This window comes from Piscinibacter sp. HJYY11, assembly GCF_016735515.1.
Classification (GTDB): Bacteria; Pseudomonadota; Gammaproteobacteria; order Burkholderiales; family Burkholderiaceae_C; genus Rhizobacter.
On record NZ_JAERQZ010000001.1, the window covers coordinates 4,154,881 to 4,177,141 of the forward strand.

A 22,261-nucleotide genomic window follows, 5' to 3' on the forward strand; every position below is an offset into this window, starting at 1 on the left:
ACGCAGGCTTCTGTTCAAAACGAATCCCACTTCGGCTGTGTCCACACGCGAGCGCCTCGTCAGGCGTCGGTGTCTCGCTGCACAGGGGCTGGCCTCGACCTGGGTCCAGGGGTCGAGGCCGCCATGCACATCCCGAGCCGCCCACACCAGGGTTGCGGACTGCGGAGTGCATGGGCACAGCCGAAGTGAGGCGGTCGGCGGCCCTCGTGGAACGAGGGCTCGCCTTCCGCGCTTCGTGCAGGACGCTCTCCGGCCAGTACCGGTGCGTGTCCTGCGGCAAGTTGTTAAAGAGCTGCGACTCCGAAGAGCCGGGACCTTCGCGCCGATGCGCCAAGGTGGGTCCAGCAAAGCAAAAGGCCCGGTTCCTGTCGGACACCGGGCCTCTGGGGTACAGAGCGTGAAGGGCGTGCGCCTAGGCGCTTCCCTTTCCCGGTGTCGTGATGGGCTCGCTGCGGTCAAGCCGCGCATAACCCTGCGACGTCATCGCAATGCCGCCGAAGGCACAGGCGAACGCATGCAGGTCGCGCTGGGCGCGTCCTTGCGTGTTGCGGTCGATGTGCTGGCGGGTTGTCACGATGCAGCCTTGATTGAAAACGGATGCTCTTGCGAGCGAGGAAGCGGACTGTAAAGACTCTTTACCCGACTCGTCAACCCCCTGCGACAATGTTGTTCGACCTCGTTGCAACCACACACACGTCCGCACACCTCACGCCGTGCCCAACATCACCCTCACGCGCCGGCAGAACGTGCTCGCGCTCTTTCAAGATCATGTGGAACAGGCGGTCGCGGCGGGCGCGCCTCCCAAGGGCTTGGAACAAGCCTTCGCCGCCACGCTGCAGATCTCGCCCAGCATGTGGAGCCAGATCAAGTCGTCGCGACCCATCGGCGACAAGCTCGCACGCCAGATCGAGGTGCTGTGCGGCAAGCCGGTGAACTGGCTCGACGAGCCGCGCAAGAACACGGCGCCCACGCCGGCCGAGCACGCGTTTCTCGAACTGGCCCTCGGTGCCTGGCGCAGCACCAACGTGGCCGGTCGCAAGGCGCTCACGGCGCAGATGAAGGCGATCGTCGAGCGCGGGACCTGAGGTTTGCCACACAGCCACGGCGCGCGCATCATTCGCGGCCATGAGCTGGAACCCATCCCAATACCTGAAGTTCGAGCAGCCCCGCCTGCGGCCCGCGCTGGAGCTGCTCGCCCGTGTCTCGCTGGACGCGCCGCACACCGTGTACGACCTCGGCTGCGGTGCCGGCCAGTTGAGCCGGCTGATGGCCGAGCGCTGGCCGAAGGCGCAGGTGATCGGCGTCGACTCGTCGTCGGCGATGCTCAAACAAGCCGGTGACACGCTGCCCAACCTGCGCTGGCAGCAGCAGGACGTGGCGGGCTGGAAAGCCGGCACGCCGGCCGACCTGATCTACTCCAACGCCGCCCTGCATTGGCTGCCCGACCACAGCGCGCTCTTCACACACCTGATGCGGCAGCTCGCGCCCGGCGGTGTGCTGGCGGTGCAGATGCCGCGCAACTTCTCAGCGCCGTCGCATACCTTGATTGCCGACGCCGTGCGCGCGGGCCCCTGGCGTGCGCGGCTCGAGCCTTTGCTGCGCGAGAAGACGCCGGTCGAAGACCCGTCGTGGTACTTCGACCTGCTCTCGCCGCTGGCGCAGGACATCGACCTCTGGGAAACCGAATACCACCAGGTGCTGACAGGCGTTGACCCGGTGAAGGAATGGACCAAGGGCACCTGGCTCTCGACCTTCCTCCAGGCGCTCGACGACCCGGCCGAGCGCGACGCCTTCGAGCGCGACTACGCCGCGCGGGTGCGCATCGCCTACCCGATGCGGGCCGATGGCACGACGGTGTTTCCGTTCCGCCGTCTTTTCATGGTGGTGCGGCGCGCCGCATAGAGGCACGGAGGACTTGGCGACAATCGCGCCATGAGCCGAGCCCAGACCACGACGACCCGCGATCGCGTGCTTGAGACCTGCCGTCGCCTCTTCAACGAGAAGGGCCCGGGCGCCGTGACCACGGCCGAGATCGCGGCCACCGTGGGCATCAACGAAGGCAACCTCTACTACTACTTCAAGAAGAAGGACCAGATCGTGCTGGCGCTGTTCGACCAGTTCGAGCAGGCGCTGGGCGAGATGGCACGCCGGCAGATGGAAAACATCGAGCACGGCAAGGCCAACGAAGACAGCATCATGGACTTCTTCAAGCTGGCCTGGGAGTGGCGCTTCTTCTACCGCGACGCCCATTCGCTCTACGGCCTGGCGCCCGAGCTGCGCGAGCGCAACAAGGGGCTGTCGGAAGCGTCGCACGACGCGGCTCGCCGCCTGCTGCTGCACGCCATCCAGCACGGGCGCCTCAAGGTGCCCGACGAAGCGGTGGAGAAGCTCGTGGTCAACGCCTGGATCATCTGCACCTTCTGGATCGAGTACCTGCAGGTGTCCAAGGGCGTGACTCGCATCACCCGGAAGCACCTGGAACTCGGCTACGAGCAGGTGCAGTCGCTCTACTGGCCCTACGCGCCGCGCGGCACCGAGCGGCGCAAGCCCCGCTGGTCCTGAGCCTTCGGGGTTTGCCCGGCCGCGGCGTGGCATGTCACTTGCCGAACCCGGCGTAAGAAACCCTGGTCACAACACGACATGACCCCCGTGGCGGCTGCTGCGGGTGTCAAGTCGCAGGGTGCCGTGTCGGTGGTGTGCCACCTGCTTCTGCCTGTCAGGACAAGTCCTGTCAGTGACTGGCAGTGAGCTTGTGCCGGTGTGATGCCTCCGATGAACATGGCCTGTCGGCTTTTGCCACAGGCTCTCACGAGGAGACCGCATGCCTGCCCATCCCGCGCACGAGATCATCGAAGGCTTGAGCCGCCCCCAGGCCAGCATCTCGCCCAAGTACTTCTACGACGCCAAGGGCTCGCGCCTCTTCGAGCAGATCACGCGGCTGCCCGAGTACTACCCCACTCGCACCGAGCAGGCCATCGTGCGGCGCCACGCCGGCGAGATCGCCCGCCGCGTGGGCCAGGGCCGCATCGTCATCGAGCCGGGTGCCGGCAACTGCGAGAAGGCGCGCTTTCTGTGCCGGGCGATCGAGGCCTCGCGTTACGTGGCGGTCGACATCTCGGCCGACTTCCTCACCGAAGCCGCGCAGCGCCTGCGCGACGAGATGCCCCAGCTGCAGGTGCAGGCGGTGGGCGGCGACCTCACCCAGGCGATCGTGCTGCCCGACGACCTGCCACGGGCGCACCGCCTCGTGTACTACCCCGGCTCGTCGATCGGTAATTTCGACCGGCCTCAGGCCCTCGACGTGCTGGTGCGCATGCGCGGCCTCATCGAGCGCGACGGTGCACTGCTGATCGGCGTGGACCTGCGCAAGGACGTGGCGGTGCTCGAGCCGGCCTACGACGATGCCGCCGGCATCACCGCCGCCTTCAACCTGAACGCGCTCGACCATGTGAACCGCCTGCTGGGCAGCGACTTCCACCCCCACCAGTGGCGGCATCGCGCCTTCTTCAACCCCGAGGCCTCGCGCATCGAGATGCACCTGGAAGCGAAGACCGAGCTCGACGTGCACTGGCCCGGCGGCGGCCGGCATTTCGCGCCCGGCGAGCGCATCCACACCGAAAGCAGCTACAAGTACGACATCGAAGGTTTTGCCCACCTGCTGCATGCCGCCGGCTTCCACCACAGCGTGGCGTGGACCGACGAGCGGCGGTGGTTCGCGGTGGTGCTGGCCACGCCTTGACGACCCCATGAGCGAGCTCGATCCTGCCAACCTGGGCGCCGCCTACCGCGCGGTGCGCGCGCACACCGAGGCGCTGGCCGCGCCGCTCTCGGCAGAAGACGCGTGCGCGCAGTCCATGCCCGATGCGAGCCCTGCCAAGTGGCACCTGGCGCACACGACCTGGTTCTTCGAGACCTTTGTGCTCGAGCGCGTCGAGCCCGGCTTCACGCCGCATGCCGCGGCGTACCGCGTGCTCTTCAATTCGTACTACAACGCCGTGGGCGACAAGCACCCGCGGCCGCAGCGGGGCCTGCTCACGCGCCCGTCGCTCGACGAGGTCAAGGCCTACCGCGCAGCGGTCGACCGGCGCCTGCTTGCGCTGATGCCGCAACTGCCACAAGACGCGCTGCGGCTCGTCGAGCTCGGCCTGCACCATGAGCAGCAGCACCAGGAGCTCCTGCTCACCGACGTGCTGCACCTCTTCTCGTGCAACCCGCTCAAGCCGGCCTACCGTGCGGCCGAGACGGCGTCGAGCGCGCCAGCTTCGCCGCTGCAATGGCACGCGGTGGAAGAGGGCGTGGTGCACATCGGCCACGACGGCCAGGGCTTTGCGTTCGACAACGAATCGCCGCGTCACGCGGTCTTCCTGCAGCGCTACGAGATCGCTTCGCGACTTGTCACCAACGCCGAGTACGCCGGTTTCATCGAAGCCGATGGCTACCGCGAGCCCTCGTTGTGGTTGTCGGACGGCTGGGACTGGGTGAGGGCGCAGTCACGCGAGCACCCGCTGTACTGGCAACGCAAGGCCCACGATGGCTGGCAGTCGTTCGGCCTGTCGGGCTTGCAGGATTTGCAGGCGCATGAGCCGGCCCTGCACCTGAGCTACTACGAAGCCGATGCCTACGCGCGCTGGGCCGGCGCGCGCCTGCCCACCGAAGCCGAGTGGGAGCACGCTGCCATCACCTGCCCCGAGCTGCGCCAGCTCACGAGCCATGCGTGGCAATGGACGTCCAGCGCCTACCTGCCATACCCCGGCTTTCAAGCCAGCGCCGGTGCCGTCGGCGAGTACAACGGCAAGTTCATGGTCAACCAGATGGTGCTGCGCGGCGGCTCGCTCGCCACACCCCCCACGCACCTGCGCAGCACTTACCGCAACTTCTTCCCCACCCACGCCACCTGGCAATTCACGGGCATCCGCCTCGCCCGCTGACCCCGCGTTCCCGCGCGACCCACCAGCAATTGGTAGCGTTGTCATCGCTACACTGAGGTTCATGAGCGAGCCAGAGAGTCCGTCCCCATCGCCCAGGCGCCGCCGCGGCGCCGGCGCCATCACTCTCGGCGACGTGGCAAGGCTCGCAGGCGTCTCGCCCATCACCGCCTCCCGCGCCCTCAACACCCCCGAGCAAGTCGCCAGGGAAACGCTCGAACGCGTGCGCGACGCCGTTTCCCGCACCGGCTACGTGCCCAACCGCATGGCCGGTGGCCTCGCCTCGTCGCGCAGCCGCCTCGTTGCCGCCGTGGTGCCCACCATCGCCGGCCCGGTGTTCATGGAGATGGTGCAGTCGCTGACTCACGAGCTCGACGTCGCCGGCTACCAGCTCATGCTCGGCCAGAGCGGCTACACCGCCTCGCGTGAAGACGCGCTGCTCGACGCCATCATCGGCCGCCGCCCCGACGGCATCGTGCTCACCGGCATCATGCATTCGGCCGACGGCCGCAAGCGCCTGCTCGCGAGCGGCATCCCCGTCGTCGAAACCTGGGACCTCACGCCCACGCCGATCGACATGCTGGTCGGCTTCTCGCACACCGACGCGGCCGCGGCCGTCGTGCGTCACCTGCATGCCAAAGGCCGCCAGCGCCTCGCGCTGCTGAGTGGCGACGACGAACGCGCCGAGCGCCGCAACCGCGGCTTCATCGCCGAGGCCAAGGCGCTGGGCTTGACCGCCGAGATCCCCGTGCTGCGCGTGCCCGCGCCCACCACCCTGCGCAGCGGCCGTGACGGCCTGACGAAATTGCTGGCCGAGGCGCCCGACGTCGACGGCATCTTCTGCAGCTCCGACCTGCTCGCCCTGGGCGTGCTCACCGAAGCGGCGGCGCGCGGCCTCGCCGTGCCCGGGCGCCTGTCGGTCGTTGGCTTCGGCGACCTCGCGTTCGCCGGCGACACCCACCCCGCGCTCAGCACCGTGCGCATCGACGGCACCGGCATCGGCCGCCAGGCCGCGCGCTTCATCGTCGACCGTGCGGCTGGGCGCGCGGTGGACGACAAGGTGATCGACCTGGGCTTCCAGGTGATCGAGCGCGGCAGCAGCTGACCCCAAAGCGTCTGGCATCGGGTTAACCCTTGAATTTGCACCTTGGTGCTTCAAGACGGTAGCGCTACCATGGCGCCATGAAAGCGCTACCAGTCGTCGTTGGCGCTGCAAAGGAGACCTGTCGATGAAATCCTTCCTCGCCGCCCTGTGCCTCTCGTTCACCGCCCTGGCCGCTGCGCCGGCCCACGCCTGGCCCGAGAAGCCCATCACCCTGCTGGTGCCCTTCCCGCCGGGCGGCTCGACCGATTCGCTCGCGCGCGTGCTCGCGCCCAAGCTGCAGGAAAGGCTCGGCACCAGCGTGGTCGTCGACAACAAGCCGGGCGCCACCGGCACCATCGGCGCCGGCCAGGTGAAGCGCGCGCCGGCCGATGGCTACACCGTGCTCGTGTCCTCGCTCGGCCCCTTCGTCATCGCGCCGCACCTGATGAAGAACGTGCCCTACGACGCCGCCAAGGACTTCGACCTGCTCACCGTCGCGGTGCAGGCGCCCAACGTGCTGGTGGTGCCGGCCGCGTCGCCGCTCAAGAGCGTGGCCGAAGTCATCGCGGAGTTGAAGAAGACGCCGGGTCAGGTGAGCTTCGCGTCGTCGGGCAACGGCTCGTCGGACCACCTCACCGCCGAGCTCTTCTGGCTGCAGACGGGCACCTCCGGTTCGCACGTGCCCTACAAGGGCGGCGCGCCGGCGATCCAGGACCTGCTGGGCGCCCAGGTGCAGGCCTCGTTCCAGAACGTCAACGCGGTGCTGCAGCACATCCAGAGCGGCAAGCTGCGCGCGCTGGCCATCACCGGCGACAAGCGCTCCGCCGTGTTGCCCAACGTGCCCACGCTGGCCGAGAGCGGCGTGACCGGCGTCGACGTGTATTCGTGGCAGGGCATCGCCGCGCCGCGCGGCCTGCCGAGCGAGGTGAAGGCCAAGCTGCACGGCGCCATCGTGGCCGCGCTCGGCGACGCGCAGGTCAAGGCCGACTTCACCAGGATCGGCATCGAGGTGGTGGCCAACACGCCGGAGCAGTTCGCCGTCTTCCAGGTCGGTGAATCGGCCCGCTGGAAAAAGCTGATCGACACGCGCAAGATCACCGCCGACTGAGCCATGACAAACGACACTCCTCGTGTGGCGCAGATGCGCGTCATCCCCGTCGCCGGCCGCGACGGCATGCTGCTGAACCTGAGCGGTGCGCATGCGCCGTTCTTCACCCGCAACCTCGTCATCCTCACCGACAACGCCGGCCGCACCGGCGTGGGCGAAGTGCCGGGCGGCGAGAAGATCCGCCAGACGCTGGAAGACGCGAGCGCGCTCGTCGTCGGCCAACCGGTCGGCGACGTGCAGCGCGTGCTGCGCCTGGTGCGCGAGCGCTTCGCCGACCGCGATGCCGGCGGCCGCGGCCTGCAGACCTTCGACCTGCGCACCACCATCCATGTGGTGACCGCCATCGAGTCGGCGCTGCTCGACCTGCTGGGCCAGCACCTCGGCCTGCCGGTGGCGGCGCTGCTCGGCGAAGGCCAGCAGCGCGAGTCGGTGGAGATGCTGGGCTACCTCTTCTTTGTGGGTGACCGCACGAAGACCAACCTGCCGTACACCGCGCCGAGCGACGAGCCGGCCGACGCCGACGACTGGCAGCGCCTGCGCCACGAAGCGGCGATGTCGCCGGCGGCCATCGTGCGCCTGGCAGAGGCGGCCCGTGCGCGCTATGGCTTCAACGACTTCAAGCTCAAGGGCGGCGTGCTGGCGGGCGAAGCGGAGGTGGAGGCGGTGACGGCGCTGCACGAGCGCTTCCCCGACGCCCGTGTCACGCTCGACCCGAACGGCGGCTGGTGGTTGAAGGACGCGATCCGTTTGATGCGCGACATGCGCGGCGTCGTCGCCTACGCCGAAGACCCCTGCGGCGCGGAGGACGGTTTCTCCGGCCGCGAGGTGATGGCGGAGTTCCGCCGTGCGACCGGCCTGCCGACCGCGACCAACATGGTCGCGACCGACTGGCGACAGTTCACGCACGCGCTCAGCCTGCAGTCGGTCGACATCCCGCTCGCCGACCCGCACTTCTGGACCATGGCCGGCTCGGTGCGCGTGGCGCAGACCTGCCGCGACTGGGGCCTCACCTGGGGCTCGCACTCCAACAACCACTTCGACGTGTCGCTCGCGATGTTCACCCACGTCGGCGCCGCCGCCCCCGGCCGCGTGACCGCGATCGACACCCACTGGATCTGGCAGGACGGCCAGCGCCTCACCAAGGAGCCGCTGCAGATCGTGGGTGGCCATGTGCAGGTGCCGAAGAAGCCCGGCCTGGGCATCGAGCTCGACATGGTCGAGGTGGAAAAGGCCCACGCGCTCTACCGGCAGCACGGGCTCGGCGCGCGCGACGACGCCATCGCGATGCAGTTCCTCGTGCCCAACTGGAAGTTCGATCCGAAGCGACCCTGCCTCGTGAGGTGATCGGCCCCTTCGCGTGAGTGGCGCTCTAAACTGCGCCGCACATCGTCGAGGAGGTGTCGTGACGGAAACCTGGGACTTCTATCCGCTGCGGGTGGACAACAAGCCGGCGTCCACGTTCGTGGACCTCGGCATTGCCGAGTCGGCGCCACTGCCTCACCTGCCGCACATGGCCTATGTGCGACTCCACATGAACGACCCGCGGCCCGACGGCTTGTCGAGCCGGGAGGAGTTCGACGCGCTGGTGCGTGTGGAAGATGCGTTGCAGGAGGCGCTGTGCGGTGAAGGCGTGGGCTATGTCGGCCGGTGCACCACCAACGCCCGCCGCGATTTCTATTTCTACATCGGCAACCCGCAAGGCTGGGACGCCAAGGTGCAGCAGGCGATGGACGGCATCGACGACGAATACAAGTTCTCGTGCGGCACGCGGCCCGATGCCGACTGGTCGGTTTATTTCAACTTTCTCTCGCCGGGGGAGGAAGACCGCCAGTGCATGGAGAACCGCCAGGTCTGCGCCGCACTCGAGCGGCACGGCGACACTCTCACGATCGCGCGCGAGATCGACCACTGGGCCTACTTCTCGAACGCGGACACCATGCGCGCCTATGTGGCCGACGTGGCGGCCCAGGGCTTCCAGTTGCGCGAGGCGAGGGACGATGTCGAAGGCGAGCGCAGCCACTGCGCGCGCGTATGGCGCATCGACGTGCCGGCCTACGACCAGATCGACGAGGTGACGCTGACGCTCTTCGCCGCGGCGAGGCGGCACGATGGCGACTACGACGGCTGGGAGTGCCCCGTCGAGGCGGAAGAACAGGACAGGAGCGAAGCATGAGCCACCAGCAGATCCGTGAGGCCTTGGCCGGCGTCACCCGGCATTTCGAGCAGCACCCCGAGCTCGGGCCCACCACCGATTCGACCGCGGTGGCCACCTGGCAGGGCGGCCTGCGCTTCCAGACCGCAGGCCCCAACGGCGCCACGCTGGTGAGCGAGATGCCGAAAGCCGTGGGCGGTGGCGGCAGCGCGCCCACGCCGGGCTGGCTGCTGCGCGCCGCGCTCGCCAACTGCAACGCCTCGATGATCGCCCTGCGTGCGGCGCAGAGCGGCATCGCGCTCACGCGGCTCGACGTCAGCGTCGACAGCGATTCCAACGATCGCGGCATGCTGGGTCTTTCCCACGAGGTCCCCCCTGGGCCGCTGGCGGTGCGCGTGAAGGTGCGCCTGGCGGCCGACGGTGCGTCGGCGGCGCAGCTGCAAGAGCTGGTCACCTGGGCCGAGCGCCATTCACCGGTGGCCGATGCGCTGCAGCGCGCGGTGCCGGTGAGCACGTCGGTCGAGATCGGCTGAGGCGGCCCGCATGACCGAGATCGAAAGCTTCGGCGGCTGCCTGTGCGGCGCGGTGCGCTACCGCGTGACGGGCGTGCCCACCACCAGCAGCGTGTGCCACTGCCGCAGCTGCCGGCTCGCAAGCGGTGCCACGCCGGTGGCGTGGGTGGTCGTCCCCATCGAGCGCTACACGCTGCTGAGCGGCCGGCTCACCACCCACCGCTCCTCGCTGCCGGTGCAGCGCAGCTTCTGCGCGCATTGCGGCACGCCCATCGCGTACCAGCACGACGACGCGCTGCACGAGATCGAGCTGACGACCGCGACGCTCGACGAGCCCGAGCGCTTCCCGCCCACCTACGAGATCTGGCACCAGGACAAGCTCTCCTGGGCGGCCACCGATCCCCGGCTGCCCCACCACCACCGCGACCCGCCGTGAAGTTCGCGGCCTTCCTGCGCAACGTCAACCTCGGCCGCCCGGGCGCGCCCACCAAGACGCAGCTGGAGCAGGCGTTTGCCGAGGCGGGTGGCCTCGACGCGCAGAGCTTCCAGGTCAACGGCACGGCGGTGTTCAGCGCACGCTCGCCCGCCGGCGCCGAGCGTGTGCTGCGCAAGGCGCTAAAGCTGCTGCGCGAGGAGTGCGGTCTCGTGGAGCCCGGCTGCGTGCGTTCGCTCGACGAGCTGGCGCCGCTCGTCGGATCACGTGTGTTCAAGCCCTTCGACCCGGACGATGTCTACGAGTACGGCCTGTCGTTCGCGTGTGACCGAGACGTCGCGGCACCGGGCAAGCTGCCGCTCGACAACCCGCAAGGCAACGTGCGCCTGCTGGCGCTGAAGGACGGCAACGCCCTCAGCGTCTGCTGGAAGCGGGGCGCGAGCCCCGGCAGCCCGAACCTCTTTCTCGAACGCACGACCGGCGTGGCCTGGACCACGCGCGCGATCGGCACCGTGCGGCGCCTGCTGGCCAAGCACGCCGCGTGATCAGGTCACCGGCGCCGGGTTGAAGAGCACCAGCGCGTTGTGGAGCTTCCACTGCTCGGCCCAGGTTCTCTTGCGGCCGCTCGCCACGTCGAGCATCAGGCGGAAGAGCTCCCAGCCCACATCTTCGATCGTCGCCTCGCCATCGGCGATGCGGCCGGCGTTCACGTCCATCAAATCGTGCCAGCGACGCGCGAGCTCGCTGCGCGTGGCCACCTTGATCACCGGGCATTCGGCCAGGCCGTAGGGCGTGCCACGGCCGGTGGTGAAGACGTGCAGGTTCATGCCGGCGGCGAGCTGCAGCGTGCCGCAGATGAAATCGCTCGCCGGCGTGGCGGCGTAGACGAGGCCCTTCTGCTGCAGCTTCTCGCCGGGTGACAGCACGCCGCTGATTGGCGCGCTTCCGCTCTTGACGATGGAGCCCATCGCTTTCTCGACGATGTTGGACAGCCCCCCGGCCTTGTTGCCCGGCGTCGTGTTGGCGCTGCGGTCGACGCTGCCGCGCTTGAGGTACGCGTCGTACCAGGCCATCTCGCGGATCATCGCGTCGGCCACCTCGGGCGTGGTGGCGCGCGCGGTGAGCTGGGCGATGCCGTCGCGGACCTCGGTGTTCTCGCTGAACATGACAGTGGCGCCGGCACGCACCAAGAGGTCGGTGCAGAAGCCGACCGCAGGGTTGGCGGTGACGCCACTGAAGGCATCGCTGCCGCCGCATTGCACGCCGACCACGAGTTCGCTCGCCGGCACGGTCTCGCGCTGTCGCGCGTTGAGTTTCTGCAGGTGGCGCTCGGCGGTGGCCATGATGTCGTCGATCATCGACATGAAGCCGATGTGTGCTTCGTCCTGCAGGCACACCACGTCGAGCGGCTCCGGCTCCTGCCGTTCATCGACGATCGCGAAGGTGCCGGGCGGCAAGAGCCGTTCGGGCTGGAGCTTCTCGCAACCGAGGCTCACCACCATCACCTCGCCGCCGAAGTTCGGGTTGCGGCTGATGTTGCGCAGCGTGCGGATGGGGATCACCGCATCGGGCGCGTCGATCGCCACCCCGCAGCCGTAGCTGTGCTCCAGGCCCACCACGTCGTCGACGTTCGGGTACTTGGGCAGCAGCTCGGCCTTGATGCGCTTGACCGCGAAGTCGAGCACGCCGGCCACGCACTGCACGGTGGTGGTGATGGCGAGGATGTTGCGCGTGCCCACCGAACCGTCGGCGTTGCGGTAGCCCTCGAAGGTGTAGCCGGTGAGCGGCCCGGCCGGGGCCGGCTTCACGGTGGCCTTCGGCAGGCCGTCGAGCGAGCGCGCCTCGGGCATCTGCAGCAGGCGCTCGTGCACCCAGCTGCCGGCGGGAATGTCTTTCGCGGCGCGGCCGATGGGCACGTCGTAGCGGCGCACCTCGTCGCCGGCCTTGAGGTCGACGAGCGCGACCTTGTGGCCTTGCGGCACCTTGTCGACGAGCGTGAGGCCCGAGGGCAGCACGGTGCCCGCGGGCAGGCCGCCGTCGTTGGCAACGATGGCCACGTTGTCGTGGCCGTGCATGGTGATGAGGAGCGGGGGTCTCATGGTCACTCCAGTTTCACCTTGCCTTCCTTGCCGACGCGGGTCCACTTGGCGATCTCGGCCTTGCCGAAGGCGGTGAACTGCTCGGGTGTGTTGGCGGTGTGCGCCAGGCCCAGGCCGTCGAGGCGCGCCTTCACGTCGGGCATGGCGAGGATCTTCGCGATCTCAGCGTTGAGCCTGTTGACGATGGCCGGCGGTGTGGCGGCCGGTGCGTAGAAGGCCTGCCAGCTCGCCACGTCGAAGCCGGCCACGCCGGCCTCCTGCAGCGAAGGCACGTCGGGCAGGGCGGCGCTGCGTTGGGCCGAGGTCACGGCCAGCGCGCGCACCTTGCCCGACTGGATGTGCGGCACGGCTACCGTCACCGTCTCGAAGCTCATCGGCACCTGGCCGCCGATCACGTCCTGGATGGCCGGGGCGCTGCCCTTGTAGGGCACGTGCGTGATGTCGGCGCCGGTGAGCAGCTTGAACATCTCGCCCGACAGGTGCTGCGAGCTGCCCTGGCCGGCCGACGCGAAGCTGATGCTGCCCGGCGACTTCTTCGCCGCGGCGATCAGTTCGGGCACGGTCTTGTAGGGCTGGGCGGCGCCGACCAGCAGCACGTTGGAGATGCTGCCGAGCAGGATCACGTGCGCAAAGTCGTTCACCGCGTTGTAGGGCATCTTGGGCTGCAGCGCCGGGTTGATGGCGTGGCTGGCGATGGTGCCGAGCAGCAGCGTGTAGCCATCGCCCGGCGACTTGGCCACCGCGTCGGCCCCGATCACGCCGCCGGCACCGGCCTTGTTCTCCACCAGCACCGTCTGCTTGAGCGCGACCTGCAGCTTCTCGCCGATCAGGCGCGCCAGCACGTCGCTCGTGCCGCCCGCCGCGAAGGGCACGACGATGCGGATGGGCTTGCTGGGCCACGCGTCTTGCGCGAAGGCGAGCGGCGTGTGGCTGAGCGCGAGGGCGGTGAGCAGCAGGTGGCGGCGGTGCATGGATGTCTCCTTGTGAATGAAGCCGCCGCCCACCTGGCGTGAGCGGCGGCCGGTGCGATCACCAGGCCATGCGGATGCCGGCCTGGAAGACGCGGTTCTCGGCGATGTAGTCCTTCAGGTCACCCGTGGAGAACGATACGCCGGAGTAGAGGAACGTGCTCTTCGACAGGGTGTACCAGCCCATCAGTGCGGCCTTGCCCAGCGTGGCGTCGGCGCCGGCGGCGTTTTCGTACTTCACGCTGGAGTAGTTGGCGCCGAAGGTGAAGCGGTCCACCGGCACCTGCACGCCGATGCTGTAGCCGTTGATCTCGTCGGCGGTGAAGGCCGGGCCGCTGTAGGTCACGAGCAGGTTGTTGCCGGTGAAGGCGCCGTTGCCTGAGCCGAGGGCGAGGTCCTGGTTGAGCTGGATGCCACCGAGCAGCTTCACCGGGCCGAAGTTGTAGTTGGCGCCGAAGGTGAAGGACTTGTTGACGTCGGCCCCCGTCGTGCGCGACTCGTTCCACTCGTACGAGGCCGCGATGTTGAACGGGCCGCTGCCGAAGCCGAGCTTCACGCCGTGGAAGCGGTCGGCCGTGCCTTCGCCCGGGGCCACCTGCAGTGTGCCGACGAAGCCGCCGAGGTTGCGCGTGGCGAGTTGCACCACGTTGTTGGCGCGCGGCGCGTTCAGCCAGAAGGGCAGGTTGCGGCCGGCGTTGGTGCTGGCGGTGCCCTGGTTGGCCACCGAGGCGTTGCCGTAGGGGTTGGTGAGGCCCATCACCGAGTCGGAGAGGATGTACTGGCGGCCCAGGCGCAGCTCGCCGAGCGAGGCCTGCGACAGGCCGACGAACACCTGCCGGCCGAAGGCGAGGCCGCCCTGGCCGAGCGCGCCGGTGTCGGCGCTCAAGCCGCTTTCCAGCACCGCGTTGGCCTTGAGACCACCGCCCAGGTCTTCGCTCACGCGCACGCCCCAGCGCGAGCCGTTGAGTCCGTTGACGACGCCGTCGTTCAGCTTCCACACGTTGCCGGCGCCCGAGGCGCTGCCGGCCTTGTAGTGATCGACGGCGAGGTCGACCAGGCCATAGAGCACGACGCTCGATTGCGCCTGCGCGGCGCCGGTGGCAAGCCATGCGACGGCCGCAAGCAGGCCGATCTTGAAGGTGGGTGCGTTCATCAGGGATCTCCTCGACAGGGGTGTTGTCAGCGGCCCGTTGGAATGTGTGGGCACAGGTCTGCCCAGCCCGGTCGCTGGAGCCATCGCGACCGGGTGCTGCAAGAAAACGAGGGAGGGCGCGGCGCTCAGCCGTGCCGGTTGAGCGCGCGCGCAGCCTGCGGCGCGAGTCGGGTGCGGCGGTGGTGCTTCACGGCCGTGAGCTCAGGCGAGCGAGAGGGCTTCGACCCAGTTGGGGTTGCGGCCCGCGGCGTGCTCGGCGGTGAGCGTGAGCGCGCCGGTCTCGCCGTCGATGCGGTAGACGCTGAGCCGGTGCGATGACTGGCCCGCGGCGACGAGAAAGCGGCCCGAGGGCGTGATGGCAAAACCGCGCGGCTGGGCCTGGGTGGGGGTGTGGCCGCGCGGCGTGAGGGCGCCGCTCGTGGCGTCGACCGCAAAGGTGGCGAGCGTGGAAGAGCGGCGCTCGCTGGTGTAGAGAAAGCGCCCTTCGGGCGTGAAGCGCAGCTCCGAGGCCCAGGGCTCGCCGCTGAAACCGGGCGGCAGCGTGCCGAGCGTCTGCTTCGGCGTGAGCGTGCCGCGCGTGCGGTCGAGGGCCAGCACGTCGAGGCTGGCGTCGAGCTCGTTGAGCAGCACGGCGAACGCCCCGGTCGGATGGAAGGCGAGGTGGCGCGGGCCCGCCTCGGCGCGCATCGCGAGCAGGTAAGGCTCGCTGGGCGAGAGCGCGCCGGTGTCGGCATCGAAGCGGAACTGCAGCACGTGACCCCCGCCGAGCGAGGTGGCGAGCACATGCCGGTTGCCGGGCAGTGCGCGGATGCAGTGCGCCTTCGGTGCGGTCGGGATCTGCTGGGTCGAGGGGCGCGGCTTGCCATCGGCGCCGATCGGGTTCACGGCGACGATGTTGCCGCCGTACGAGGCGCTGAAGAGCCAGCGGCCGGTCTCGTCGGTGGAGAGGTAGGCCATGCTGTCGGGCAGCGGGGCTTCGCCGATCTTGGTGAGAAGGCCGCTCTCGCGGTCGATGCCGAAGGCGACGACCGCGATCGGCTCGCTGCGGCGTGCGGCGTAGAGGAAGCGCTGGTCGGGGCTGATGGCCAGCGGCATCACCGTGCCGCCGACGTCGGCCGCCCGCAGCGTGGCGAGCGTGCCGGTCGATTCGTCCAGCGACAACACCGAGATGTCGCCGCTGTCTGCATTGCTGACGTAGATCACCGTGCCCATGCCGCGCTCACTTCAGGATCAGATTGGGCAGCCACATCGCGAAGCCCGGCACGTAGGTCACGAGCATCAGCGCAAAGATGAGGGCGCCGTAGAAGGGCCAGATGGTCTTCATCACCGTGCCCACCGACACCTCGCCGATGGTGCAGCCGACGAACTGCGTCGTGCCGACCGGCGGTGTGTTCAAGCCGAGCGCGCAGTTGATCAGCATCACGATGCCGAACTGCTCGGTCGTCATGCCGTACTGCTGGCAGATGGGCAGGAAGATCGGCGTGCAGATCAGGATGGTCGCCGCCATGTCGAGGAAGGTGCCCAGCACGAAGAGGATGATGTTCACCCACAGGAAGATGACCCAGGGCGAGCTCGTCATCGAGGCGAGTGCCTTGCCCGTCAGCTCGGCCACGCCGTACAGGCCGATGAGGTAGCCGAACATCGAGCTGATGCCGATCAGCAGCAGCACGGTGCCGGTGGTCTTCACCGCCTTGGCCGCTGCCTTCAGGAACTGCTCGCGCGTCAGGCGCTTGTAGACGATGGCCGCGAGGAAGAGCGCCCACACCACCGCGACCGAGGCCGACTCGGTGGCGGTGAACGCGCCGGAGAGGATGCCGGCGATGATGATCACCACCACCAAGAGGCCCGGCAGCGAGAGCGCGAACGACTGCCACACGATGGCCCAGCCCGGGAAGGTGCCCGCCGGGTAGCCGCGCTTGACGGCCACGAAGTACGCCGCGGCCAGGTTGCACACCGTGAGGATGATCGCCGGCACGATGCCCGCGAGGATCAGCGCTGCGATGCTCACCTTGCCGCTGGCCGCGAGCGTGAAGATGATGAGGTTGTGCGAGGTGGGCATCAGCGCGCCCACGAGCGACGCATGCGTGGTCACGTTGACCGCGTAGTCGGCGTCGTAGCCTTCCTTCTTCATCTGCGGGATCAGCACCGCGCCCATGGCCGACACGTCGGCCACCGGCGAGCCCGACACGCCGCCGAAGAGCGTGCAGGCCAGCACGTTGCTCATGCCCAGGCCGCCGCGCACATGGCCGGCCACCGCTTTCGCGAAGTCGATGATCCTGTCGGCGATGCCGCCGTACATCATGATTTCGCCGGCAAAGATGAAGAACGGGATCGCGAGGAACGAGAACGGGTTCATCCCCGAGATCATTTGCTGGAAGCCCACCGCGAGCGGCAGGCCTTCGTACAGGATGGTCGCGAGCGACGAGAGCCCGATGGAAAACGCCACCGGCACCCCCATCAGGAGCAGCACCAGGAAGGTGACGCAGAGGATGGTCAGTGCCATGACGGGACCACCTCTTCACCACGGATCAGCGCAATGATGTGCTCGACCGAGAACATCGCCACCAGCACGCCGGCCACCGCGGGCGGTGCGTACTTAAAGGCCTCCGACACACCCAGCGTCGGGATCTTGTAGCCCGCGACGCTCTCGGCGAGCAGCCCGCAGTTCCACGCCATCAGCAGGCCGAAGACCAGCACCAGGGCGTGGATCACCACTTCCATCTTGAGCCGCAGCCCCTCGGGCGCCAGCGCGAGAAAACTCTCCAGCCCGATGTGCCCCGCATCGCGAACGCCCACCGCCATGCCGAGCATGGTGACGTAGAGCACCAGCAGCACGGCCGAGCTTTCGGCCCAGGTGGGGGTGTCGTTGAACACATAGCGGCCGATCACCTGGTAGAGCACGGCGATGATCAGCAGCACGAGGCCGGCCACGCCCAGGCGCAGGCACAGCCGCGCGATGGCGGCGCACAGTCGGGTGTACATGGAGTGAGGCTTCTCTCTTCGTCGTCGCGGTCAGCCGATCACTTCACTTCGCCGATGCGCTTGACCAGGGCCTGCAGCTTGGGGTCGGTCAGGAACTTGTCGTACACCGGCTTCATCGCCGACTGGAACGAGGCCTTGTCCACTTCCACGATCTCGGCGCCGCCGGCCTTCACGGTGGCGAGCGACTTGGCTTCGCGCTCGTCCCACAGCTTGCGCATGTAGGCCACCGACTCCTTGGCGGCGTCGCGGATGATCTTCTGTTCGGCAGCCGGCAGGGTGTCCCACACACGCTTGGAGAAGAGCAGGATTTCCGGCGCCATCGAGTGGTCGGTCTTGTTGTAGTACTTCGCCACTTCGAAGTGGCGGCTGCTTTCGTAGCTGGGGTAGTTGTTCTCGGCGGCGTCGACCAGGCCGGTCTTCAGCGCGGTGTAGACCTCGCCGAACGGCATGGGCGTGGCGTTGGCGCCCATCGCGCTCATCAGCGCCACCCACAGGTCGCTCTGCTGCACGCGGATCTTCATGCCCTTGGTGTCGGCGATGCTCTTGACCGGCTTCTTCACCGAGTAGATCGACCGCGAGCCCGAGTCGTAGAAGGCGAGGCCGATGAAGCCCTGCGCTTCGCAGTCCTTCAGGATCTCCTGGCCGATCTCGCCGTCGAGCACCTTGCGCATGTGCTCGGTCGAGCGGAAGAGGAAGGGCATGGTGGGCACCATGGTGGCCGGGCAGATGTTGTTCATCGGCGCCACGTTCACGCGCGTCATCGCGAGTGCGCCGAGCTTGGTCTGCTCGATGGTGTCTTTCTCGGCGCCGAGGGCCGACTTGGCGAACACCTTCACGCTGTGCTTGCCGTTGGTGGCCTTGGAGATCAGCTCACCCATGTGGCGCACGGCCAGCACGGTGGGGTAGTCCTCGGGGTGGATGTCGGAGGAGCGGAATTCGGCGGCGTGGGCCGCGCCGAGGGCGAGCAGGGCGGCCAGTGCGATCAGTTTTTTCATCTCATGTCTCCTGGTGGAAGTTGTGTGCGAGGGTTTATTCGAAGGGGCCGGTGCGCGTGAAGGCGCCGCCCTGGTAGATGACCGCGGGGTCGTTCAGGTCCAGCGTCGGGTGGCGGGCTTCGACAGCTGCGCGGAATTGCTCCGCGCTGTCTTGCGGGCGGTAGCCGATGTGGCGGGCCAGCGTGTTGTCCCACCAGGTTGTGGCGTTGTCGCTCATGCCGTAGACGATCGAGTGGCCCACCACCGGCGCGGTGAGGCTCGCCACCACCAGACGCTCGAGGTCGTCGTAGCTCATCCAGGTGGCGAGCATGCGGCGGTCCTTAGGCTCGGGGAAGGAGGAGCCGATGCGCAGGCAGACGGTCTCGATGCCGAAGCGGTCCCAGTAGTAGCGCGAGAGGTTCTCGCCGTAGGCCTTGGAGATGCCGTAGTGGCCGTCGGGGCGCAGCGGGGCGTTGGCGTCGATCACCTCGTCCTGGCGGTAGAAGCCGGTCACGTGGTTGCTGCTTGCGAAGACGATGCGCTTCACCCCCTGCTTGCGGGCGGCTTCGTAGAGGTTGTACGTGCCGACGATGTTGGCCTGCAGGATCAGCTCATAGGGCTGCTCGGTCGACACGCCTCCCAGGTGCACCACCGCGTCTACACCCTCCAGCAGGGAGAGCATGGCCTCGCGGTCTTCGAGCTTGGCAGGGCGCAGCTCCTCGCCGGCCGCCGCGGTGCCGAGGTCGGCGATGTCGGACAGGCGCAGCGTGTCGCAATAGGCATTCAATCTGCCGCGCAGTTGGCGGCCCAGGCCGCCGGCCGCACCGGTCATCAACAAACGGGAAAAGCGCAAAGGCGTGGCAGCAGGCATGGCAAATCGGCGGGCGTCAGAAGTTGTCGGGGGCAACGGAACAGCGGTCAGCAGGCCGCCAGACACGCCGCCGGCCGTGTTGTAGGTTGTCGTACAACAGCGCGATCGTCCGTGAAGGGATGCGCTGCTCATAGCGGGCTTACCCTGATTCTTCGGGATGTCCTGGTGCAGGAAGGGGTCACCTCTTGGCGCGAAGTCGTGATGAAACGCACACTCCGCCGCTCAGTCATACGATGACTGACAACAGAAGTTCAACCGACAGAGGAGACAACCCATGCAACGAAGAATGTTCGTGATGTCCAGCCTGGCGCCGGTGGCGCTGACCGCCTGCGGCGGAGGCGAGGACGCGACCGAGACGGCCACCTCGGCCGATGCCGAACGCGCCACCGCGCTGCAGGCGACCACAACCCCTACGCCGCCGGCGACTGGCACCCGTGCCGCGGCACTCGATGCGCTGAAACGCGCCGCGAAGTTCATGAACGAGACGGTGTCGTACCGCGGCGGCTACGTGTGGCAGTACCTGCCCGACTTCTCCACCGTGTGGGGCGAGATGGAGGCCAAGCGCACGATGTGCTGGATCCAGCCGCCCGGCACGCCGACCGCGGGCCATGCCTTCCTCGACGCCTACCACGCAACCGGCGCGGAGTATTTCTACGAGGCGGCCCACCGCACCGCGCGCGCACTGGTCGAAGCGCAACACCCGGCCGGCGGCTGGAACTACATCTACGACTTTGCCGGCGAACGGTCGCTGCGCCAGTGGTACACGACCATCGGCGCCAACGGCTGGCGGCTCGAGGAGTTCCAGCACTACTACGGCAACGCGACCTTCGACGATGCGGGCACGGCGGTCTCGTCGCAGTTCCTGTTGCGCATGTACCTCGAGAAGCGCGACCCGCGTTTCCTCGTGCCGGTGCTGAAGGCGATCGGCTTCGTGCTCGCAGCGCAGTTCAAGGGCGGCATGGCCGATGGCGGCTGGCCGCAGCGCTGGCCGGTCAACCCGAACGCGATCTCGTCGATGCCGCGCCCGAACCCGTCGCAATTGCCCGAAGGCTCGTGGGCCGGCATGGAAGACGGCGACTACACGACGATGGTCACCTTCAACGACGACGTGGCCGGCGAGAACATCAAGTTCCTGCTGATGTGCGTGGTGAGCCTGGGCGCGACGCAGCTCGTGCCCTACATCCACCGCGCGATGGAATGCCTGCGCCGCCTGCAGCAGCCCGGCCCGCAGGCCGGCTGGGGCCTGCAGCACCTCGCAACCGACAGAGGCGGCCGGCCCGCGGGCGCGCCCGCCGGGGCGCGCAGCTACGAGCCGCGCGGCCTGGCCACGCACACCACGCAGACCAACGTTCAGCAGCTCTTCAACTACTTCCGCCTCACCGGCGACCGCAAGTACCTCGCGCGCGTGCCCGAGGCGCTCGACTGGCTGGAGACCTGCAAGCTCACGCCGCAGCAGATCGCCGACAACCCCTTGCTCGCCGGCCGCACACACCCGACCTACATCGAGCTCGGCACCAACGTCGGCCGCTTCGTGCACCGCTACGGCTCCAACATCTGGAATGGCGCCTACTACTTCAACCACGACCACCGCAACACGCTCAGCCACTACTCGGCCGGCCGCAACATCAACATCACCGGCATGCGCAACACCTATGCGCAACTGATGGCGATGACCGACGCGCAGGTCGCCGACCTCGTGGCCCGCTCGCCGCTCAACGCAAAGAAGCCGCGCGCGTTGCCGACCTACTTCTCGATACGCGAGGTCGATTTCGCCGACCTCTACGAAGGCGCGGTGATGACCACGCCGACGGTGACGGAGGCGCAGGCCCAGGCGGTGGTCGACGACCTCGGCAGCAAGAACCACTGGCTCACGCGCCTGCCGCAGGTCACCAACGCCTACAAGGGCAACGGCCCCGCGACGCCGCACCTCGGCAACGAGTACATGAGCAAGCACGTGGGCGACGTGTACGACACCTCGCCCTACGACGCGGCCGACCCGCCGCGCATCGATCCCTACGTGGTGAAGGAGCAGCCGCTGGGCATCTCCACGGCCAACTGGGTGTCGAACATGGGGCGGCTGATCGCGTTCGTGTCGCCGGTGACGGCGCCCACGACCTGATGGCGCTCTGAGGGTCGGGCCCGGCACCACCGCGTGCCGGGCCTTGCTACATTCGCGTTGTCATACAACCGCTTTACCTGCCTCCATGAACCTGCCCGCCGCGGCCAGCAAGCGATCCAAACCCCGCAACCTGGCGCTGGACCTCGTCGATGCCCTGACCGAGCAGGTGCGCGCCGGCTCGCTCGAGATCGGCGCCAAGCTGCCGACCGAGGCGGCCATCATGGAAACCTTCGGCGTCAGCCGCACCGTGGTGCGCGAGGCCTTGTCGAAGCTGCAGGCCTCGGGCGTGGTGCAGACGCGCCACGGCATCGGCACCTTCGTGGTCGGCCTGGGCGACCCGGGCGCGTTTCGCGTCGGGCCCGAGCAACTGGCGACGCTGCGCGACGTGATCTCCGTGCTCGAGCTGCGCATCGGCGTGGAAACCGAAGCGGCCGCCTTGGCCGCGCAGCGCCGCACCGAGGCCAACCTCGCGGTGATGCGACAGGCACTCGACGAGTTCGGCGCTGCGGTCGAAGCCGGCCGCGATGCCGTCGCCGCCGACTTCGCCTTTCACGCGGAGCTGGCGCGCGCGACCCAGAACCCGCGCTACGCCGACCTGATCGGCGCGCTCGGCATCACCGCGATCCCGCGCGTGCGCCTGCAGCCCGAACGTTCGGAAGACGCCGAGCGTCTCGACTACCTGCGCCGTGTGCACCGCGAGCACGAGAGCATCTTCGAAGCCATCGCCACGCAGGACGCCGAAGCCGCCCGCGCGGCGATGCGCACCCACCTGACCAACAGCCGCGAGCGCCGCCGCCGTGCGGCCGCGATGGCCAGCAACGGCTGAACACCGCCCCATCGCCGAGGGGTGCGCAGGGGCTTGTGGGCACTACGGATTGCAC

Annotated in this window: 23 protein-coding genes; 14 read left to right on the forward strand and 9 right to left on the reverse strand. The window is 68.4% G+C overall.

Annotated features, from left to right (window positions below; translation table 11 throughout):
- Positions 1–412: 412 nt before the first annotated feature.
- Positions 413–574, reverse strand: coding sequence for a hypothetical protein (locus tag JI745_RS19530; RefSeq protein ID WP_201810837.1), 162 nt, complete (start codon positions 572–574; stop codon positions 413–415).
- Between the two features lie 139 nt (positions 575–713).
- Here JI745_RS19530 and JI745_RS19535 point away from each other — a divergent pair, with 139 nt between their 5' ends.
- The 12 genes from JI745_RS19535 (at position 714) to JI745_RS19590 (ending at position 10,759) form a co-directional block, all read left to right on the forward strand.
- Positions 714–1,085, forward strand: coding sequence for a hypothetical protein (locus JI745_RS19535; RefSeq protein WP_201810839.1), 372 nt, complete (start codon positions 714–716; stop codon positions 1,083–1,085).
- Between the two features lie 40 nt (positions 1,086–1,125).
- A complete protein-coding gene (locus JI745_RS19540) occupies positions 1,126–1,902 on the forward strand; it encodes a methyltransferase domain-containing protein (protein WP_201810842.1) in 777 nt (258 codons plus the stop codon).
- A 30-nt stretch (positions 1,903–1,932) separates the two neighbouring features.
- Complete coding sequence (locus tag JI745_RS19545; RefSeq protein WP_201810845.1) at positions 1,933–2,562, forward strand: TetR/AcrR family transcriptional regulator; 630 nt, start codon at positions 1,933–1,935, stop codon at positions 2,560–2,562.
- Between the two features lie 259 nt (positions 2,563–2,821).
- The gene (gene egtD / locus JI745_RS19550; protein ID WP_201810848.1) at positions 2,822–3,739 is read left to right on the forward strand and encodes an L-histidine N(alpha)-methyltransferase; all 918 of its coding nucleotides are present in this window, start codon (positions 2,822–2,824) and stop codon (positions 3,737–3,739) included.
- Positions 3,740–3,746: 7 nt separating this feature from the next.
- Complete coding sequence (gene egtB / locus JI745_RS19555; protein WP_201810850.1) at positions 3,747–4,928, forward strand: ergothioneine biosynthesis protein EgtB; 1,182 nt, start codon at positions 3,747–3,749, stop codon at positions 4,926–4,928.
- 61 nt (positions 4,929–4,989) lie between these two features.
- The gene (locus tag JI745_RS19560) at positions 4,990–6,030 is read left to right on the forward strand and encodes a LacI family DNA-binding transcriptional regulator (RefSeq protein ID WP_201810852.1); all 1,041 of its coding nucleotides are present in this window, start codon (positions 4,990–4,992) and stop codon (positions 6,028–6,030) included.
- A gap of 124 nt (positions 6,031–6,154) precedes the next feature.
- Entirely contained in the window at positions 6,155–7,117 is a 963-nt protein-coding gene (locus JI745_RS19565; protein WP_201810855.1) for a tripartite tricarboxylate transporter substrate binding protein, read from the forward strand.
- 3 nt (positions 7,118–7,120) lie between these two features.
- On the forward strand, positions 7,121–8,461 hold the full coding sequence (gene gudD, locus JI745_RS19570) for a glucarate dehydratase (RefSeq protein ID WP_201810856.1): 1,341 nt from the start codon (positions 7,121–7,123) through the stop codon (positions 8,459–8,461).
- 58 nt (positions 8,462–8,519) lie between these two features.
- Positions 8,520–9,290 (forward strand): DUF695 domain-containing protein, encoded by a 771-nt coding sequence (locus tag JI745_RS26820; RefSeq protein ID WP_201810859.1) that lies wholly within the window; start codon positions 8,520–8,522, stop codon positions 9,288–9,290.
- Positions 9,287–9,802 (forward strand): OsmC family protein, encoded by a 516-nt coding sequence (locus JI745_RS19580; protein ID WP_201810862.1) that lies wholly within the window; start codon positions 9,287–9,289, stop codon positions 9,800–9,802. The genes JI745_RS26820 and JI745_RS19580 overlap by 4 nt, the downstream gene beginning before the upstream one ends.
- A 10-nt stretch (positions 9,803–9,812) precedes the next feature.
- Positions 9,813–10,217 carry a GFA family protein gene (locus JI745_RS19585; RefSeq protein WP_201810865.1) on the forward strand — a complete coding sequence of 135 codons (405 nt, stop codon included), beginning with the start codon at positions 9,813–9,815 and terminating at the stop codon, positions 10,215–10,217.
- Positions 10,214–10,759, forward strand: coding sequence for a DUF1697 domain-containing protein (locus JI745_RS19590; protein WP_201810867.1), 546 nt, complete (start codon positions 10,214–10,216; stop codon positions 10,757–10,759). The genes JI745_RS19585 and JI745_RS19590 overlap by 4 nt, the downstream gene beginning before the upstream one ends.
- Here JI745_RS19590 and garD read toward each other — a convergent pair whose 3' ends face one another.
- From garD to JI745_RS19630, 8 genes are all read right to left on the reverse strand, one after another.
- On the reverse strand, positions 10,760–12,313 hold the full coding sequence (gene garD, locus JI745_RS19595; RefSeq protein WP_236675057.1) for a galactarate dehydratase: 1,554 nt from the start codon (positions 12,311–12,313) through the stop codon (positions 10,760–10,762).
- A gap of 2 nt (positions 12,314–12,315) precedes the next feature.
- Positions 12,316–13,284 carry a tripartite tricarboxylate transporter substrate binding protein gene (locus tag JI745_RS19600; RefSeq protein WP_201810872.1) on the reverse strand — a complete coding sequence of 323 codons (969 nt, stop codon included), beginning with the start codon at positions 13,282–13,284 and terminating at the stop codon, positions 12,316–12,318.
- A 58-nt stretch (positions 13,285–13,342) separates the two neighbouring features.
- Entirely contained in the window at positions 13,343–14,434 is a 1,092-nt protein-coding gene (locus tag JI745_RS19605) for a porin (protein WP_201810874.1), read from the reverse strand.
- A gap of 201 nt (positions 14,435–14,635) precedes the next feature.
- A complete protein-coding gene (locus tag JI745_RS19610; protein WP_201810876.1) occupies positions 14,636–15,646 on the reverse strand; it encodes a lactonase family protein in 1,011 nt (336 codons plus the stop codon).
- Between the two features lie 7 nt (positions 15,647–15,653).
- The gene (locus tag JI745_RS19615; RefSeq protein WP_201810880.1) at positions 15,654–16,937 is read right to left on the reverse strand and encodes a TRAP transporter large permease; all 1,284 of its coding nucleotides are present in this window, start codon (positions 16,935–16,937) and stop codon (positions 15,654–15,656) included.
- Positions 16,928–17,416, reverse strand: coding sequence for a TRAP transporter small permease (locus JI745_RS19620; RefSeq protein ID WP_201810883.1), 489 nt, complete (start codon positions 17,414–17,416; stop codon positions 16,928–16,930). Before JI745_RS19620 ends, JI745_RS19615 begins: the two co-directional genes overlap by 10 nt.
- Positions 17,417–17,454: 38 nt before the next feature.
- Positions 17,455–18,411, reverse strand: a complete 957-nt coding sequence (locus JI745_RS19625; protein WP_201810885.1) for a TRAP transporter substrate-binding protein — start codon at positions 18,409–18,411, stop codon at positions 17,455–17,457.
- Between the two features lie 34 nt (positions 18,412–18,445).
- Positions 18,446–19,261, reverse strand: coding sequence for an NAD(P)-dependent oxidoreductase (locus JI745_RS19630; RefSeq protein ID WP_201810887.1), 816 nt, complete (start codon positions 19,259–19,261; stop codon positions 18,446–18,448).
- Positions 19,262–19,535: 274 nt separating this feature from the next.
- On the opposite strand from JI745_RS19630, the gene JI745_RS19635 reads away from it, so the two are divergent.
- Positions 19,536–21,380 carry a pectate lyase gene (locus tag JI745_RS19635; RefSeq protein ID WP_201810889.1) on the forward strand — a complete coding sequence of 615 codons (1,845 nt, stop codon included), beginning with the start codon at positions 19,536–19,538 and terminating at the stop codon, positions 21,378–21,380.
- Between the two features lie 85 nt (positions 21,381–21,465).
- Positions 21,466–22,206, forward strand: coding sequence for a FadR/GntR family transcriptional regulator (locus tag JI745_RS19640; protein WP_201810891.1), 741 nt, complete (start codon positions 21,466–21,468; stop codon positions 22,204–22,206).
- Positions 22,207–22,261 lie beyond the last annotated feature (55 nt).